Here is a 16971-nt window from a genome sequence, read left to right as displayed (position 1 = left end):
GCCTAGGCGGTGCTGGCATCGATTGCCGTTTCGCTCAGCAGTGTCTGCGCATTCCGCTCCTGCAAGTCGGCGCCATAGCTGGCGATCACCTCGCCGGCCACGGCGATGGCGATCTCCATCGGCAGCTTGCCCTGCACCTCGGCCAGACCGATGGGGCAGCGCATCCGTTCGAGCCCGGCGATGCCGCGCTCGCGCAGGCGGTGCTCGAAGCGCGCGCGCTTGGATCGCGAGCCGATCAGGCCGAAGTAGGCGAAGTCGCCGCGGCGCAGGATGGCTTCGCTCAGCTCCAGGTCGAGGCGGTGGTCGTGGGTCATGACGATGAAGTGGCTGCCGGGCGGCATGCGCTCGACTTCCTCGACCGGCTCGTCGTTGACCACCTTCGCCACCCCGGACGGAATCTCGGCGGGGAATTCCTCTTCCCGCGCATCGATCCAGCGCACCTGGCACGGCAGCGCGGCGAGCAGCGGGGCGAGGGCGCGGCCGACGTGGCCGGCGCCGAACAGGGCGATCTGCGCCAACGGCCGGCCGAATGGTTCGAACAGCAGCACGGCGGTGCCGCCGCAGCACTGGCCGAGGCTGGCGCCGAGGGTGAAGCGCTCCAGGCGCGGGGCCTGCGCGCCGCTCGCCAGCATCTCGCGGGCGATCTCCAGCGCCTTGTACTCCAGGTGGCCGCCGCCGATGCTGTCCCAGGCGCGTTCGCCGCCGACCAGCATCTTCGCCCCGGCATTGCGCGGCGTGGAGCCGCGCTCCTCGATCAGGGTGACCAGCACGCAGGGCTCGCCGCGTTGCTGCAGACGGGCGAGGGCGTCGATCCAGGTGCTGTTCATCGTTGGGTCTCCGGTGTGTTGGCGAAGGAATGTCCCTCGTACAGTTTTGCGCCCGCATGGCATCCGTGTAGGGGCGAATTCATTCGCCAACGCGGCTCCGCCCGGCGAATGAGTTCGCCCCTGCAGGTCGGCCGGCGGTGCGGTTGGCGCAGCCCCCCATCGTGCTCTGCGCCCGCCTGCCTCTACGGGTTTTGCTTCTTCATCCGCTCCACCGCCCACAATACCCGCTCCGGCGTGGCCGGTGCGTCGAGGTCGGCATGCTGGCGGTAGTCGGCGACGCTGGCCACCGCGTCCTTGATCGCGCACCACACGGAGATGGCCAGCATGAACGGCGGCTCGCCGACCGCCTTGGAGTGGAACACGGTGTCCTCCGGGTTGCGGCGGTGCTCCACCAGCTTGACCCGCAAATCGGCCGGCACGTCGCCGGCGGTGGGGATCTTGTAGGTGGAGGGACCGGCGGTGAGCAGGCGGCCCTTGGCGTCCCAGACCAGCTCCTCGCAGGTCAGCCAGCCCATGCCCTGCACGAAACCGCCCTCGACCTGACCAATGTCGATGGCCGGGTTCAGCGAAGCGCCGACGTCGTGGAGGATGTCGGCGCGCAGCAGGCGGTATTCGCCGGTCAGGGTGTCGACCAGCACCTCCGAGCAGGCGACGCCGAAGGCGTAGTAGTAGAACGGCCGGCCGCGCGCCTGCTCGCGGTCGTAGTGGATCTTCGGCGTGCGGTAGTAGCCGGTGGCCGACAGCGACACCTGGCCCAGGTGGGCGGCTTCGGCCAGCTCGGCGAAGCCGATGTCCTGCTCGCCGATGCGCACCCGGCCGGCGGCGAACTCGATGGCCTCCTCGGGCACCTGCCAGTGCCTTGCGGCGAACTCCACCAGGCGCTGGCGGATGGTCAGCGCCGCGGCCTGGGCGGCCTTGCCGTTGAGGTCGGCGCCGCTGGAGGCGGCGGTGGGCGAGGTGTTGGGCACCTTGGCGGTGTTGGTGGCGCTGATCTGGATGCGCTCGATCTCGACCTGGAACACCTCGGCGACCACCTGGGCGACCTTGGTGTTGAGACCCTGGCCCATCTCGGTGCCGCCGTGGTTGAGGTGCAGGCTGCCGTCGGTATAGACGTGCAGCAGCGCGCCGGCCTGGTTGAGGAAGCTGGAGGTGAAGCTGATGCCGAACTTCACCGGGGTCAGCGCCAAGCCCTTCTTCAGCACCGGGCTGGCGGCGTTGAAGGCGCGGATCGCGCTGCGGCGCCCGGCGTACTCGCAGCTCGCCTCCAGTTCGGCGGTCAATTCGGCGAGCAGGTTGTGCTCGACGGTCTGGTGGTAGTGGGTGACGTTGCGCGCGTCGCCGCCATAGTAGTTGCGCTTGCGCACCGCCAGCGGGTCGAGGCCCAGGTGGCGGGCGATGCGCTCCATGATCTCCTCGATGATCAGCATCCCTTGCGGGCCGCCGAAGCCGCGAAAGGCGGTGTTGGAGGCTCGGTTGGTCCTGCAGCGATGGCCGGTGACATGCGCATCGCCGAGGTAGTAGGCGTTGTCGGCGTGGAACATGGCGCGGTCGACGATGGCGTTGGACAGGTCCGGCGAGTAGCCGCAGTCAGCGGCAAGTTCGAGGCGGACGCCGTGCAGGCGGCCGTCGCCGTCGAAGCCGACGTCGTAGTCGTAGAGGAACGGATGGCGCTTGCCGGTCATCAGCATGTCTTCGCGGCGCGGCAGGCGCATCTTGGTCGGTCGGCCGGTGAGCCGGGCGATCACCGCGCACAGGCAGGCCGGGCCGGCGGCCTGGGTCTCCTTGCCGCCGAAGCCGCCGCCCATGCGCCGGGTGTCGACCTCGACCTTGTGCATCGCCACGCCGAGCACCCCGGCGACCAGTTTCTGGATCTCGGTGGGGTTCTGCGTCGAGCTGTAGACCAGCATGCCGCCGTCCTCGCCGGGCAGCACCGCGCACACCTGGGTTTCCAGGTAGAAGTGCTCCTGGCCGCCGCAACGCAGCCGGCCGCTCAGGCGGTGCGGCGCATTGGCCAGCGCCGCCTCGGCGTCGCCACGCTGCTGGCGATGGCTGGGGGTGACGAACTGCTGGCGGCGCAGGGCCTCCTCGACGTCCAGCAGCGGTTCCAGATCCTCGTAGTCGATGACCGCCAGGGCGGCCGCCTCGCGCGCCGCGTCCAGGCTGTCGGCGGCCACCGCCAGTACCGGCTGGCCCACGTACTGGACCACGCCTTCGGCGAGCAGCGGATCGCCCGGCAGCACCGGACCGATGTCCAGCTCGCCGGGCACGTCGGCGCTGGTGATGACGATGGCCACGCCGGGCACCGAATAGCAGGGCGTGGTGTCGATGCGCAGGATGCGTGCGTGCGGGCGGTCGGCGAGGCGCGCATAGACGTGCAGCTGGTTGGGGAACTCCAGGCGGTCGTCGACGTACTGCGCCGCGCCGGTGACGTGGCGGGTCGCGCTCTCGTGCGGCACGCGCTGGCCGACGCCGGTCTGCAGGGCGGAGCGGAATTCGCCTGGCGGGCTGAAGTCGCGGGGGTCAGACATGGTCGGTCACCCGGGTCGGCAGGTCGGGCTGGCTCAGTTCGAGCCAGGTCTTGCGCAGCAGGTTCTGCGCCACGCGCAGGCGGTAGGCGCGGCTGGCGCGCAGGTCGTCGAGCGGCGAAAAGTCCTGCTCCAGCGCGCTCGCGGCGCGCTCCACGGCGCTTTCGGCCCACGGACGACCGATCAGCGCCTGCTCGCACTGGCTGGCGCGTTTGGGAATGGCCGCCATGCCGCCGAAGGCGATGCGCGCCTCGCGTACCAGGCCGCCGTCGAGGTGCAGGTGGACGGCGGCGCACACCGCGGAGATGTCGTCGTCCAGGCGCTTGGTCACCTTGAAGGCGCGGAAGTGGTGGCCCGGCTGCGGGCGCGGCACCAGGATGCGCTCGATGAACTCGCCGGGTTGCAGCGCGGTGACCCGGTAGTCGAGGAAGAAGTCCTCCAGCGGCAGCAGGCGCTGGCGGGCGCCCTGGCGCAGCAGCAGGCTGGCGCCGAGGGCGAGCAGCAGGGGGGCGCCGTCGCCGATCGGCGAGGCGTTGCCGAGGTTGCCGCCCAGCGTCGCCTGGTTGCGGATCTGCGTGGCGGCGAAGCGGGCGAGCAGGGCGCCGAAGTCCGGGTAGTCGGCGGCCAGCACAGGCGCGCAGTCGGTCAGCGGCACCGCTGCGCCGATATCGAGGGTGGCCTCTTCGATCCGCATGGTCTGCAGCTCCGCGACCTGGCCGAGCTGGATCAGCAGCGGCAGGCGGCGGTGCTGCTGGGTGATCTCCAGCGCCAGGTCGGTGCCGCCGGCCAGCAGCCGCGCCTGCGGGTTGGCGGCGTACAGGTCGGCCAGTTCGGCGAGGTCGCGCGGCAGCAGGCAGCGCGCGGCGCCGTCGTCCAGCTGCGGCGCATCCTGCGCGGCGATGGCCGCGAGCTGGGCGAGGATTTCCGTTTCGCGGGCGGCGAACGAGTCCGCCTGCGCCTGGCCGAGCGCCTGCTCGGCGGCGGCGAGGATCGGCCGGTAGCCGGTGCAGCGGCACAGATTGCCGGAGAGCGCCGCGCAGGCTTCTTCGCGGTCGAAGCCGGCGGCGTTTTTGGACAGGGCGAACAGCGACATGACGAAGCCCGGCGTGCAGAAGCCGCACTGCGAGCCGTGGCAGTCGACCATCGCCTGCTGCACCGAGTGCAGGTGGTCGCCCTGCTGCAGGTCCTCGACGGTCAGCAGCTGCTTGCCGTGCAGGCTGGAAAGCAGGGCGATGCAGGCGTTGATGGCGCGATAGCGCAGGCGCTCGGCGCCGGTTTCGTCCACCAGGCGCTCGCCGACCACCACGGTGCAGGCGCCGCAGTCGCCCGAGGCGCAGCCTTCCTTGCTGCCGGTGCGCCCGCGCCGCTCGCGCAGCCAGCGCAGCACGGTGAGGTTCGGGTCGAGCCGCTCGATGCGGCACGGCTCGCGGTTGAGCAGGAACTGGATCAAGCACGCCTCCCCAGGCTCTTGTCATGGCCGGGCGGGATGTCCCGGCGGGAATGGGCCTTTTCCCTACTTTCGCTCGAAGTTGGTTGTCTGTCAGGTATTTGCTGCGTGCGGCGCCTGATAAATGATCGCAGGCCTGCTGGCGGGCGAAGGAGCAGCTGCTGCCGGAATCGCGCGCATTGGCATGGCAGCGGGGCTTCGAGACGGTCGGATGTCACCCGCCACGACCAGCGCCGCGAGAATCAGGGGTCGGCGGGCTGGGCCGGCGCCGAGACCGCGACACTTCGTCCTTGTTGAATAGGGAGGAAAACCATAATAATTTTCTGAAAATAGGAATTGCGACACAGTAAGTCGCAGGAATAAGCCCGACCGCCTGCCTCGACAGGAAGCCATGGCCAGCTGCGACCCGACCAGGGTCGTCGCTTGAGCGTCATCGGGATGCAACGCGGGGCTGTGTATGGCGTTTGAACCAAGAAGCTATAGGGTCAGGCTGCTGCTGGTGGGGGCCCTCGGGGCTCTGGTGGCGTTTTCCGCCTACCGCTACGGCATGGATATGGAGCGCAAGCTGCGGGCGAGCGAGTTCGAGCGGCTGACCCACGTCCAGTCCCAGCATGTGCAGCGCCTGCTCGAGCATTCCACCCAACTGCTGCGGGCCTATCGCGGTTTCTTCCTGGCCAGCGGCACGGTCGACCGCCAGCAGTTCGAGCGCTTTTCCCGCGAGGTACTGGGCAACTATCCCGAGGCGTTCGCCATCCACTGGGCTCCGCGGGTCGCCGAGCCCGACCGCGCCCGCTTCGAGCGCGACATCGCCGCCTTCCAGGCGAAGCCGCTGGGCATCTTCGACGCCCACGCCCCTACCGGTAACCAGTTGCGGGCGCCGCCGCGCGGGGTGTACTACCCGATCCGCTATTCCGAGCCACTGGAGCGCAACCGCGGGGTCATCGGCCTGGATACCCTCGAGCGGCCCTACAGCCAGGACGTCACCCGCGCCGCGGCGCAGGTCGGCGACCAGCGGATCACCTCGGTGTTCCCGCTGATCCAGGACCCGGACGGCCCGCTGGCAGTGGCGGTCTACCAGCCGGTCTACCGGATGGACGCGCCGCTGGTCACCACCGTGCAGCGCTGGGAAGCGCTCGACGGCTACCTGATCCTGCTGCTGCGCCCCAGCCTGCTGCTCGGCGAGATGTCCTTCGGCGACGCCCGCGTCGACGCGCGGCTCTACGAGATGCAGGGGGAAACGGCGGTGCCCATCTACCCGCGCGACGCCAGCCTGCAGCCGCCGTCCGCGGGTATCGTCCAGCACGTCCTCGAGGTCCCCGGGCGCAAGTGGGTCGTCGAGTTCGTCGTCGAGCAGCCGGGCGGCGGTCCGGCCACCAGTATCCAGCCGTTGTTGCTGATGCTCTCGCTGCTGTCGTTCACCGCCATGCTGCTGTTCTACCTGGCGCGCTCCCAGCGCAGTGCCGTGGCCCTGAGGAGGGCCAACGGCGAGCTGGTCGTGCGCCAGAAGGAGCTCGACGGCTTGGCCCACTACGATGCCCTGACCGGACTGCCCAACCGGCTGCTGCTGCGCGAGCGGATGAGGCTGGCGCTGGCCGGCCGGCACCGCCTGGGCGGCCAGCTGGCGGTCTGCGTCATCGACCTGGACGGCTTCAAGTACGTCAACGACCACTTCGGCCACCAGGCCGGCGACCAGGTGCTGCGGGTGGTGGCGCGGCGCATCCTGGCGTTGTTGCGTTCGAGCGATACGGTGGCGCGCCTCGGCGGCGACGAGTTCGTGGTGCTGCTGGTCGGCACCGACGGCAAGACCGGCCTGGAGGAGGTGACGGGGCGGCTGGTCCAGGGCATCGGCCAACCGATCGAGCTGAACGCTGGCGGTCAGATAGTCGCCGTGTCCGCCAGCATCGGCGTCGCCCTGGCCGACGGGACCAGCAGCGTCGACAGCCTGATCCGCGAGGCGGATAGCGCCATGTACGACGCCAAGGCCGCCGGCAAGGGCTGTTACCGGATCTTCGGCCAGGGCCAGGGCCAGGCGCAGAAGCCGGTCGCGGAGCGTCTGCCGGAGTAGGGCGGCTTGCCGCCTTGCCTCTGCCCGAAGCCCGTCGCTGGATGGCGCCGGGAGCTGCCGTCCTTCCCCCGCAGCCGCCGGCGTGCGCCGATTCGCTGCCCTGCGGCCATTCGCGCGTAACAAAAACGTTACGGGCCGGGCGCGGGAATCCCGCCTATCCGTGCCTCATGGCGCCCTGTAACGAAAACCTGCCACTTGTAGCTGTCGCGGAGGGCGCCAGCTGCCGCCGCGATGGCTTGTCCCCGCGCGGCGTACAGGGTGATATGCCTCCCACCCAGGCCCCTTGGCCATACAAAAACAAAGTGGAGGCGCCATGCACGCGCTCACCCTGATCCAGCAACACCCCCTCATCCCGGGCGACGATTTCCCCTTCGTCGCCTTCTGCGCAGGGCGCACGGGCGACTCCCCACCCCGTCGCGCCACCACTTCCGGGCGCATCGCCCCCTGACTCTCCCCACACCAGGCCGCGTGCCGATTGTGACCCCGAGGCGTCGAAGCGCATCTCGAAGGGTTCGAGCACGGCCGATTCCGAGGTCGACCCGGAGGTGCAGCCCAATCCGTCGTGATCCGAACCTGAGGTGTATCCGCCTTGCCCATGCCGCCGCGCTATCCGCGAAGCGGTTCCATTTGTCACAGACAACAAAACAAAGGTGACGCAAGATGAGTGACAGCCTGCACTCCGGCGAACTCAAGCGCGGTCTGAAGAACCGCCACATCCAGCTGATCGCCCTCGGTGGCGCCATCGGCACCGGCCTGTTCCTCGGCTCCGCCGGGGTGATGCAGTCGGCCGGCCCCTCGATGATCCTCGGCTACGCCATCGCCGGCTTCATCGCCTTCCTGATCATGCGCCAGCTCGGCGAGATGATCGTCCACGAGCCGGTCGCCGGTTCCTTCAGCCACTTCGCCCACAAGTACTGGGGCGGTTTCGCCGGCTTCCTGTCGGGCTGGAACTGCTGGGTGCTGTACATCCTGGTCGGCATGGCGGAACTCACCGCGGTTGGCAAGTACATCAACTTCTGGTGGCCGGACGTGCCGACCTGGGCCACCGCCGCGGTGTTCTTCCTGGTGGTCAACGCCATCAACCTGACCAACGTGAAGCTGTTCGGCGAGGCCGAGTTCTGGTTCGCGATGATCAAGGTGGTGGCGATCATCGGCATGATCGTCCTCGGCTGCTACCTGCTGTTCAGCGGCGCCGGCGGCGAGCAGGCCACCGTGGCCAACCTGTGGAGCCATGGCGGCTTCTTCCCCAACGGCGTGAGTGGCCTGGTGATGGCGATGGCCTTCATCATGTTCTCCTTCGGCGGCCTGGAAATGCTCGGCTTCACCGCGGCCGAGGCGGAGAACCCCAAGCAGGTGATCCCCAAGGCGATCAACCAGGTGATCTACCGCATCCTGATCTTCTATGTCGGCGCGCTGGTCATCCTGCTCTCGCTGAGCCCGTGGGACGCCCTGCTGGCGAGCATCAACAGCGCCGGCGACCCGTACAGCGGCAGCCCGTTCGTGAAGATCTTCGCGCTGATCGGCAGCGACGCCGCCGCCCACCTGCTGAACTTCGTGGTGCTGACCGCCGCGCTGTCGGTGTACAACAGCGGCACCTACTGCAACGGCCGCATGCTGCTGGGCCTGGCCGAGCAGGGCGATGCGCCCAAGGCGCTGGCCAAGGTGGACAAGCGTGGCGTGCCGGTGCGTGCCCTGCTGGTCTCCGCGCTGGTGACCTTCCTCGCCGTGGTGGTCAACTACGTGGTTCCGCAGAACGCCCTGGAGCTGCTGATGTCGTTGGTGGTCGCCGCCCTGGTGATCAACTGGGCGATGATCAGCTACTCGCACCTGAAGTTCCGCCAGCAGATGAATCGCGACGGCGTGACCAGCAGCTTCCGCGCCCTGTGGTCGCCGCTGAGCAACTACCTGTGCCTGGCCTTCGTGCTGTTCATCCTCGGCGTGATGGTGCTGATCCCGGGCATCCAGGTGTCGGTCTACGCCATCCCGGTGTGGCTGCTGGTGATGTGGGGCTGCTACCGCCTCAAGCTGTCCAGCCAGGCTGCCGAGGCGCGCAGCGCCGCCGGCTACACCGCAGGCTGATAGGCCAGCGTGCCGGGTCCGCCCCGGCAGATATCGAGAAACCCGGCTTCGGCCGGGTTTTTTCGTTTTTGCGTCGGGTGTTTCTATTGGCGGCCAGCCGGGATATTGCACCGATTTCCCGGCTGCGCTGTTGGAGGGCTGGGAGAGGCCGAAGGGCGGGGTATCGGGGGAGGGCTGGAAGGGGCGGCGGTGCGTAACCGCGCACGATGCTGTTACCGCGCCAGCCGGGCGTAACGGCCGCTGGGGCGCCCGGTAACGGAAAAATGCCTTTTGCGCCGCTTCGTGCCGTGGTGTATATCAGTAAGTCATTGAATTAAAAGGAATTTTAAAAGTTGGCACGCCACCTGCTATATCTAGCGCACAACAAAAACAAGAACACTGCATCACAGAATAAAAACAAGACGTAACGACTCCAACACAACAAAAACAACAGGGTGGAGGCGCAGCAAACCGATTCTTTTGGAGAGGAGTTGCCCGACTGCGGCATCCCCGACCGGACCGAGAACCATAAAACTGCCTCGAGGCAGCGGCCAGCACCGGTTGAACCCGTCAGGGTAGCGGCAATATCAGCGTCCAAAGGAATCCGTTTGTTCTTGATGTCCCGTCCTGGGACTGCCACCGGGCCTCAGGCCCGGACAGGCTGCCAACAAGAACAACAGGCCTGTCAGCACAACAAGAACAACAAAACGAGCACGACCGATTCGAAGGGGGAGCCAATGGCTCCCCCTTGTGCTTTCTGGCCTCCGGCATTCCGGTGGCCGTCATATCGGCATCGGCGCTCCGATGGCCAGCGCTCGGCTTTCCCGCATTCACCACCCTGCGCCCCGGGCGCGCACAGGCCGCTGCGGCTTGCCCCTCCTGTCGATCCGCGTCGATTCTCCCTCTCTCTATTTGAGCCCTCCTTGGCCCTGTGGAGCTCGTCGTGGCCATAGTGCCGGGCAGGCGGTGTCCGGGTCTTTCCCGCTGCGCCTGCGGGTTGTCTGGAAACGACGGCAGCCGGGCGGGCAGCCGGGTTCCGGTGCTGGCCTGGCGAGATGGGATGGGAAGTGCGTTGGGAAGTGCGTGGGGACGGCGCGGTGGCGCCGAGGGGAAGGCGGGGCGCCGGCTGGCGCCCCGCGGGGAGGGTCAGTCGCAGACCCGGGCGATGGCGGCGGCCAGGTCGCCGAGGCGGCGGTCGGTGAGGCCGGCGATATTGGCGCGGCCGCGGCCGACCATGTACACGCTGGACTCCTCGCGCAGGCGACGCACCTGCTCGATGGAGAGGCCGGTATAGGAGAACATGCCGCGCTGGCGGGCGATGTGGGCGAAGCGTTCGGCGAGTCCGAACGGTTGCAGGGCCTCGACCAGACCGTGGCGCAGCTGCAGGATGCGCACGCGCATCTGCTCCAGCTCCGTCAGCCACTGGGCGCGCAGGGTAGCGTCGCCGAGCACGGTGGCGACCACCGCGGCGCCGTGCGAGGGCGGCGTCGACCACAGGTTGCGGGCCAGCGAGGACAGCTGGCTGCGCACGTCGAGCAGCTTGTCGTGGCTGTCGGCGCAGACGATCAGCGCGCCGGTGCGTTCGCGGTACAGGCCGAAGTTCTTCGAGCAGGAGCTGGTGACCAGCAGCTCGGGCAGCTCGGCGGCGAACAGGCGTACCGCCCAGGCGTCCTCGTCGAGGCCGTCGCCGAAGCCCTGGTAGGCGCAGTCGATCAGCGGCAGCAGCTCGCGGCGGCGGACGATCTCCAGCACCTTGCGCCAGTCGTCCTGGCCCAGGTCGAAGCCGGTCGGGTTGTGGCAGCAGGCGTGCAGCAGCACCACGTCGCCAACCGGAATCTTCTCCAGGGCGGCGAGCATGGCGTCGACGTCGAGGCGGTTGTCGGCGCCGACGTAGGGGTAGTGTTCAACCGCGAGGCCGGCCTCGGCGAAGATGCTCTCGTGGATCGGCCAGGTCGGATCGCTCAGCCAGATGCCGCGACCGGGCAGGCAGTGGCTGAGGAAGTCGGCGGCCAGACGCAGGGCGCCGGTGCCGCCGGGGGTCTGGGTGGCGCCGGCACGCTGGCCGGCGAGCAGCGGCGAGTCGTTGCCGAGCACCAGCGCCAGCAGCTGCTGGCCGAACTCGGGGTCGCCGTGGCCGTTGCTGTAGATCTTGGTGGTCTCGCTGGACACCAGGCGCTGCTCGGCCTGCTTCACCGCCTGCATGATCGGCGTGTGGCCGGCGTCGTCCTTGTAGACGCCGACGCCCAGGTCGAGGCGGGCCGGGTTGGGATCGCGGCGGTAGGCCTCCATCAGGCCGAGAATCGGATCATCGGGCACGCGGGCGACGGATTGGAAATGACGCATTGACGTTCCTCTGCACGGGCGGCCGGCGCCGGGCGCGGCCGGTTCTTGGAGTTATGGAGCGTCATGGATACCGCAGTCCGGAGCGGACCGGGGCGGAACTCGCCGCCTCCCGTGCCGGCGTGGCGAGCGAATTCGTAAGAATTTCGTTACGAATGGCGCTTTTTAGGCTGTTTCATGCAGCTTGCCGGGCTTTTTTTGCGCTCTCCTGTCACATATTCTTGACGACAGAATGCGCCTGCGGCGCTCCCGACCCGACGACAAACACAATACGGGCTTCCCAATGCGCCTCAAGGTCCTTTGCCAGAACCGCGTCGGCATCCTGCGCGACATCCTCAACCTGCTGGTCGACTACGGCGTCAACGTCGCCCGCGGCGAGGTGGGCGGCGAGCAGGGCAACGCCATCTTTCTGCTCTGCCCCAACCTGATCAACCTGCAGTTCCAGTCGCTGCGGCCCAAGCTGGAAACCATTTCCGGCGTATTCAATGTGCAGCGCGTCGGCCTGATGCCCAGCGAGCGGCGCGCCCTGGAGCTCAACGCGCTGCTCGGCGCCCTGGAGTTCCCGGTGCTGTCGGTGGACATGGCCGGGCAGATCGTCGCCGCCAACCGCGCCGCCGCCCAGCTGCTCGGCGTGCGCGTCGACGAGGTGCCGGGCATCGCCCTGTCGCGCTACGCCGAGGACTTCGACCTGCCGGCGCTGGTACGCGCCAGCAAGGCGCGCATCAATGGCCTGCGGGTCAAGGTCAAGGGCGACGTGTTCCTCGCCGACATCGCCCCGTTGCAGTCCGAGGGCGAGGAGAGCGAGGCGCTGGCCGGGGCGGTGCTCACCCTGCAGCGCGCCGATCGCATCGGCGAGCACATCTACAACGTGCGCCGTCAGGAGCTGCGCGGCTTCGACAGCATCTTCCAGAGTTCCAAGGTGCTCGCCGCGGTGGTACGCGAGGCGCGGCGCATGGCGCCGCTGGATGCGCCGCTGTTGATCGAGGGCGAGACCGGTACCGGCAAGGAGCTGCTGGCGCGCGCCTGCCACCTGGCCAGCCCGCGCGGCAAGGCGCCGTTCATGGCGCTCAACTGTGCCGGCCTGCCGGAGTCGATGGCCGAGACCGAGCTGTTCGGCTACGGTCCCGGCGCCTTCGAGGGCGCCCGCCCGGACGGCAAGCTGGGCCTGCTGGAACTCACCGCCGGCGGCACCCTGTTCCTCGACGGCGTCGGCGAGATGAGTCCGCGCCTGCAGGGTAAGCTGCTGCGCTTCCTGCAGGACGGCGGCTTCCGCCGGGTGGGCAGCGACGAGGAGGTCTACCTCGACGTGCGGGTGATCTGCTCGACCCAGCAGGACCTCTCCGAGCTGTGCGCGCGCGGCGAGTTCCGCCGCGACCTTTACCACCGCCTAAACGTGCTGTCGCTGCACATTCCGCCGCTGCGCGAGTGCCTGGACGGCCTCGACGCGCTGGCCGCGCACTTCATCGACCAGGCCAGCCGGCAGATCGGCTGCCCGCTGCCGCAGCTCGCCCCGCGCGCCCTGGAGCGCCTGCGCCACTATCAATGGCCGGGCAACGTACGCCAGCTGGAGAATGTGCTGTTCCAGGCGGTGTCGCTGTCCGACGGCAAGCTGGTCAAGCCCGAGCACATCCGCCTGCCCGACTACGACGCCGCGCAGCCGCTGGGGGCCTTCAGCCTGGACGGCGGCCTCGACGATATCGTCGGCCGCTTCGAGAAGGCGGTGCTGGAAAGCCTGTACCGCGACCATCCGAGCAGCCGCCTGCTCGGCAAGCGCCTGGGGGTGTCGCACACCACCATCGCCAACAAGCTGCGCCAGTACGGCGTCGGCGCGGAGAAGGGCTAGGCCGGGGGCGGCATTCTCGGCGTCAGCGCCGGAGCCGGGAACTCACTGCATGCTTTCCAGCAGCTCGACCAGCAGCAGATCCGCGCTATCGACGCGGATGAAGCCCAGGCGCGGGAACTCGATGTCGATGATCACGAACACGGTCGCCGAGATCACCAGGGAAAACGCGACGACATGCGGCCAGTGCCGGCGCCTGCTTTTCGCCATGCTGGTGCCGGCCAGGAAGGCGGTCGCCAGGCCAAGGGCGAAGATCATGGCGTAGATGATCGTCGGTGGGTGGAAACGGGACGCCGCCAGGCGGGTGGTGGTGATGTCGATCATTTCGTTGAGGGCGGACAGCACCAGCGTATAGACCGCCGGATTGGCCGTGCGCTGCGCCCCGGCCAGCGCCTGCCGCCAGATTTGCGTCTGCAGTTCCAGGCTGTGCCGGTACTCGGCCATGGCCGCCTCCAGACCCTGGTCGATGTTGCGGTAGGTGGCGAGGCGCGACTCCACGTAACTGCGGAACAATGGGCGCAGGCTGGCCTGGGTTTCCGCTGGCAGGAGGTCGACGCGCAGATAGGCGGTGCCGATGGCGTTGGCTTCGGTGACAATCATTTCGCGGCGGTGATCGAAGCGCGAGGCGGCGCCCGAGAAAATGAACGCCAGCAACAGGCCGAACAGGCCATACACCGCGGCATCCAGCGCGCCCACGCCGGCGTCGCCTTCCTCGTCGGCGCGCTTGTCGATCCGCAGCGCGGTGCGCCGGCCGAGCGTCATGGCGCAGGGCATGCCGATCAGCAGTGCCGCGGCCAGGTAGAACGCGAGTTCGGGCATGTTTCCCCCCGGTGTCGCAGCCTTGCGGATGGGGGACCAGGCTGCTCCTGAAGGAAGTATAGGCAGGCTTTTTTAGTCCTCGCGGGGCTAACTCATTCGCCACTGCGGCCCTTTCAGGCGAATGAATTCGTCCCTGCGGGAGGGACAGCCGGGAGGTGGGCTTGAGGTGGTTGCGCTGATGATTTCTGGCTGTGGAACGCAGGGACGGCATCGCCGCGCCATGCGGGGACCATGGCGCGGCGATGCCGGTTACAACCCGTTATTAGTCGAACACGATGCCCTGGGCGAGCGGCAGCTCGCGCGAGTAGTTCACGGTGTTGGTCTGCCGGCGCATGTAGGCCTTCCAGGAATCGGAGCCCGACTCGCGACCGCCGCCGGTTTCCTTCTCGCCACCGAAGGCGCCGCCGATCTCCGCGCCGCTCGGGCCGATGTTCACGTTGGCGATGCCGCAGTCGCTGCCGGCCGCGCTCTGGAAGGCTTCCGCCTCCCGCACGTCGGTGGTGAAGATGCACGAGGACAGGCCCTGCGGCACCTCGTTGTTCAGGCGCAGCGCCTCATCGAAGTCGCGGTAGCTGAGTACGTAGAGGATCGGTGCGAAGGTTTCGTGGCGCACCACCTCGCTCTGCGCCGGCATCTCCACCAGCGCCGGGGCGACGTAGTAGGCGTTCGGGTACTGCTCGGCTAGCTGGCGCTCGCCGCCGAACACCTGGCCGCCCTCGTCGCGCGCTCTGACCAGCGCGTTCTGCATGGCCTCGAAGGCCTGCCGGTCGATCAGCGGGCCGACCAGGTTGCCCTGCAGCGGGTTGCCGATACGCACCTTGGCGTAAGCGGCCTTCAGGCGCGCGACGATCTCGTCCTTGACCGACTCGTGGGCGATGAGGCGGCGCAGGGTGGTGCAGCGCTGGCCGGCGGTGCCGACGGCGCTGAACAGGATGGCGCGCACCGCCATGTCCAGATCGGCGCTGGGGGTGAGGATCATCGCGTTGTTGCCGCCCAGTTCGAGGATGCAGCGGCCGAAGCGCGCGGCGACACGCGGGGCGACCTCGCGGCCCATGCGGGTGCTGCCGGTGGCGCTGACCAGCACCACGCGCGGGTCGGCCACCAGCGCTTCGCCGGCGTCGCGGTCGCCGACGATCAGCTGGCTGAGGCCGGCCGGGGCGTCGCCGAAGGCCTTCAGCGCCTTGTCGAACAGCGCCTGGCAGGCGAGGGCGGTCAGCGGAGTCTTCTCCGACGGCTTCCACAGCACGGCGTTGCCGCACACCAGCGCCAGGGTGGCGTTCCACGCCCATACGGCGACCGGGAAGTTGAAGGCGCTGATCACGCCGACCACGCCCAGCGGGTGCCAGGACTCGCGCATATGGTGGCCGGGACGCTCGGAGGCGATGGTCAGGCCGTACAGCTGGCGCGACAGGCCGACGGCGAAGTCGCAGATGTCGATCATTTCCTGCACTTCGCCCAGGCCTTCCTGGGTGATCTTGCCGGCTTCCCAGGACACCAGCTCGGCCAGATCGGCCTTGTGCTCGCGCAGCACCTCGCCGAACAGGCGCACCAGCTCGCCGCGGCGCGGCGCCGGCACGCTGCGCCAGGTCTCGAAGGCGGCCTGGGCGGCGGCGATCTTCGCCGGCACGCTGCCGGCCGGCTCGAGCGTCACGGCACCGATGCGGCTGCCGTCGATGGGGCTGTGGATGACGTGGCTGCCCTGGTTGGCGGCCTCGGCGCTGACGCCCAGGCGGCTGAGAAGATGCTCGACCATGTGTGTCTCCTGTCGCAGGATTGTTGGAATTTGGCCTCCCGGTCAGTATCGATCCGCTTCTTGCGGGCTCACAAGCGAGCGTTTTTCGTCTTATCATTCCTTAAATTCATGGTTTGCCCCTTCGCCGAGAGTTTCATGTCCAAACGTCTGATGCCGTCCATGACCGCGCTGCAGTGCTTCGAAGCGGTCGCGCGCCACCTGAGCTTCACCCGCGCCGCCGAGGAGCTGCACCTGACGCAGAGCGCGGTGAGCAAGCAGGTCGCCCAGCTCGAGGACATGCTCCAGCACCTGCTGTTTCGCCGCATCCGCCGCCGCCTGCAGCTCACCCCGGCCGGCGAGCTGTACCTGGCCGAGGTCGACAAGATCCTCAACCAGGTGGCGATGTCCACCAACTACATCCTTTCCTACGGCGGCAACACCGAGGTGCTCAAGGTGGCCACCCAGCCGACCTTCGGCGCGCGCTGGCTGATCCCCCACCTCAAGGGTTTCGGCAAGGCCAACCCGAACATCCACCTCGACCTGCACAACGTGCTGGAGCCGTTCGACCTGCTGCAGGGCAAGGCCGACGTGGTGTTCTTCTACGGCCAGGGCACCTGGCCGGGCGCCGAGTGCATCGAGCTGTTCGGCGAGGCGATGGTGCCGGTGTGCGCGCCGGACCTGTTCGCCGACGGCATCGTCAGCGCCGAACAGCTCGGCGAGCAGGTGCTGATGCAGTGCGTGTCGCGCCCGGAGGCGTGGCACGACTGGTTCGAGAGCCTCGGCCTGCAAACCAGCCACAGCTACCACGGCCCGCGCTTCGAGACCTTCTACATGTGCATCCGCGCCGCCCAGGCCGGCTGCGGCGTCGCCTTGGTGCCGCGCTTCCTGGTCGAGGACGAACTCACCGACGGCAAGCTGGTGGTCGCCTGGAACCACGAGCTGCCGAGCGGTGGCAAGCACTTCATGGCCTACGCCGAGCACGCCGCCGAGGTGCCGAAGATCCGCGCCTTCGTTAAGTGGATTCGCGGGCAGGTCGACGCGGGGTAGGGTGGCCGCCCGCCCTACCGTATCGAGGGGGTAGGGTGGACAACTCGCGCAGCGATTGTCCGCCGCCGGCCACGGGGACTGGTGGACAAGGGGACCCCGGCGTGACTCTCAGGGCAACCGAATGAAGCCGATTTTCCGGTCTGTAGGGGCGAATTCATTCGCCTTGACGGGATATGTGGGCGAATGAATTCGCCCCTACAGCGATTGTCCACCGTCGGCCGCGAGGGCTGGTGGACAAGGCTGCGCCGCTGTCCACCCTACGAGTAATTCC

General features: G+C 68.4%; 10 protein-coding genes. 4 read left to right on the top strand and 6 right to left on the bottom strand.

The window, feature by feature from the left end:
• Nucleotides 1-2: 2 nt before the first annotated feature.
• The 3 genes from xdhC to xdhA all read right to left on the bottom strand — a co-directional run bounded on the left by xdhC (nt 3) and on the right by xdhA (nt 4802).
• A complete protein-coding gene (xdhC, locus tag LMJ29_RS16055) occupies nt 3-827 on the bottom strand; it encodes a xanthine dehydrogenase accessory protein XdhC (protein WP_229606532.1) in 825 nt (274 codons plus the stop codon).
• A 182-nt stretch (nt 828-1009) separates the two neighbouring features.
• Nucleotides 1010-3355, bottom strand: a complete 2346-nt coding sequence (xdhB, locus tag LMJ29_RS16050) for a xanthine dehydrogenase molybdopterin binding subunit (RefSeq protein WP_229606531.1) — start codon at nt 3353-3355, stop codon at nt 1010-1012.
• Nucleotides 3348-4802 (bottom strand): xanthine dehydrogenase small subunit, encoded by a 1455-nt coding sequence (gene xdhA / locus LMJ29_RS16045; protein WP_229606530.1) that lies wholly within the window; start codon nt 4800-4802, stop codon nt 3348-3350. The genes xdhB and xdhA overlap by 8 nt, the downstream gene beginning before the upstream one ends.
• A gap of 454 nt (nt 4803-5256) precedes the next feature.
• On the opposite strand from xdhA, the gene LMJ29_RS16040 reads away from it, so the two are divergent.
• Nucleotides 5257-6864 carry a diguanylate cyclase domain-containing protein gene (locus tag LMJ29_RS16040; protein WP_229606529.1) on the top strand — a complete coding sequence of 536 codons (1608 nt, stop codon included), beginning with the start codon at nt 5257-5259 and terminating at the stop codon, nt 6862-6864.
• A 660-nt stretch (nt 6865-7524) separates the two neighbouring features.
• Nucleotides 7525-8943 (top strand): amino acid permease, encoded by a 1419-nt coding sequence (locus LMJ29_RS16035; RefSeq protein WP_229606528.1) that lies wholly within the window; start codon nt 7525-7527, stop codon nt 8941-8943.
• A gap of 1125 nt (nt 8944-10068) precedes the next feature.
• Here LMJ29_RS16035 and LMJ29_RS16030 read toward each other — a convergent pair.
• On the bottom strand, nt 10069-11265 hold the full coding sequence (locus LMJ29_RS16030; protein ID WP_229606527.1) for an amino acid aminotransferase: 1197 nt from the start codon (nt 11263-11265) through the stop codon (nt 10069-10071).
• Between the two features lie 280 nt (nt 11266-11545).
• Here LMJ29_RS16030 and LMJ29_RS16025 point away from each other — a divergent pair, with 280 nt between their 5' ends.
• Complete coding sequence (locus tag LMJ29_RS16025) at nt 11546-13105, top strand: sigma-54-dependent transcriptional regulator (protein ID WP_229606526.1); 1560 nt, start codon at nt 11546-11548, stop codon at nt 13103-13105.
• 42 nt (nt 13106-13147) lie between these two features.
• Here LMJ29_RS16025 and LMJ29_RS16020 read toward each other — a convergent pair whose 3' ends face one another.
• Both LMJ29_RS16020 and amaB read right to left on the bottom strand, forming a co-directional pair.
• The gene (locus LMJ29_RS16020; protein ID WP_229606525.1) at nt 13148-13921 is read right to left on the bottom strand and encodes a bestrophin-like domain; all 774 of its coding nucleotides are present in this window, start codon (nt 13919-13921) and stop codon (nt 13148-13150) included.
• A 262-nt stretch (nt 13922-14183) separates the two neighbouring features.
• Nucleotides 14184-15674 carry an L-piperidine-6-carboxylate dehydrogenase gene (gene amaB, locus LMJ29_RS16015; protein ID WP_319942228.1) on the bottom strand — a complete coding sequence of 497 codons (1491 nt, stop codon included), beginning with the start codon at nt 15672-15674 and terminating at the stop codon, nt 14184-14186.
• A gap of 135 nt (nt 15675-15809) precedes the next feature.
• On the opposite strand from amaB, the gene LMJ29_RS16010 reads away from it, so the two are divergent.
• The gene (locus tag LMJ29_RS16010) at nt 15810-16700 is read left to right on the top strand and encodes a LysR family transcriptional regulator (RefSeq protein WP_229606524.1); all 891 of its coding nucleotides are present in this window, start codon (nt 15810-15812) and stop codon (nt 16698-16700) included.
• Nucleotides 16701-16971: the final 271 nt, after the last annotated feature.

The organism is Pseudomonas oryzagri, from assembly GCF_020831405.1.
In the GTDB taxonomy this organism is placed as follows: Bacteria; Pseudomonadota; Gammaproteobacteria; order Pseudomonadales; family Pseudomonadaceae; genus Geopseudomonas; species Geopseudomonas oryzagri.
This window is presented reverse-complemented; position numbering and strand designations above follow the sequence as displayed.

What these genes read in the sequence shown, in the direction of transcription:
- xdhC (WP_229606532.1), bottom strand. Translation starts at nt 827, where the DNA reads ATGAACAGCACCTGGATCGACGCCCTCGCCCGTCTGCAGCAACGCGGC.
- xdhB (WP_229606531.1), bottom strand. Translation starts at nt 3,355, where the DNA reads ATGTCTGACCCCCGCGACTTCAGCCCGCCAGGCGAATTCCGCTCCGCC.
- LMJ29_RS16040 (WP_229606529.1), top strand. Translation starts at nt 5,257, where the DNA reads ATGGCGTTTGAACCAAGAAGCTATAGGGTCAGGCTGCTGCTGGTGGGG.
- LMJ29_RS16035 (WP_229606528.1), top strand. Translation starts at nt 7,525, where the DNA reads ATGAGTGACAGCCTGCACTCCGGCGAACTCAAGCGCGGTCTGAAGAAC.
- LMJ29_RS16030 (WP_229606527.1), bottom strand. Translation starts at nt 11,265, where the DNA reads ATGCGTCATTTCCAATCCGTCGCCCGCGTGCCCGATGATCCGATTCTC.
- LMJ29_RS16025 (WP_229606526.1), top strand. Translation starts at nt 11,546, where the DNA reads ATGCGCCTCAAGGTCCTTTGCCAGAACCGCGTCGGCATCCTGCGCGAC.
- LMJ29_RS16020 (WP_229606525.1), bottom strand. Translation starts at nt 13,921, where the DNA reads ATGCCCGAACTCGCGTTCTACCTGGCCGCGGCACTGCTGATCGGCATG.
- amaB (WP_319942228.1), bottom strand. Translation starts at nt 15,674, where the DNA reads ATGGTCGAGCATCTTCTCAGCCGCCTGGGCGTCAGCGCCGAGGCCGCC.
- LMJ29_RS16010 (WP_229606524.1), top strand. Translation starts at nt 15,810, where the DNA reads ATGTCCAAACGTCTGATGCCGTCCATGACCGCGCTGCAGTGCTTCGAA.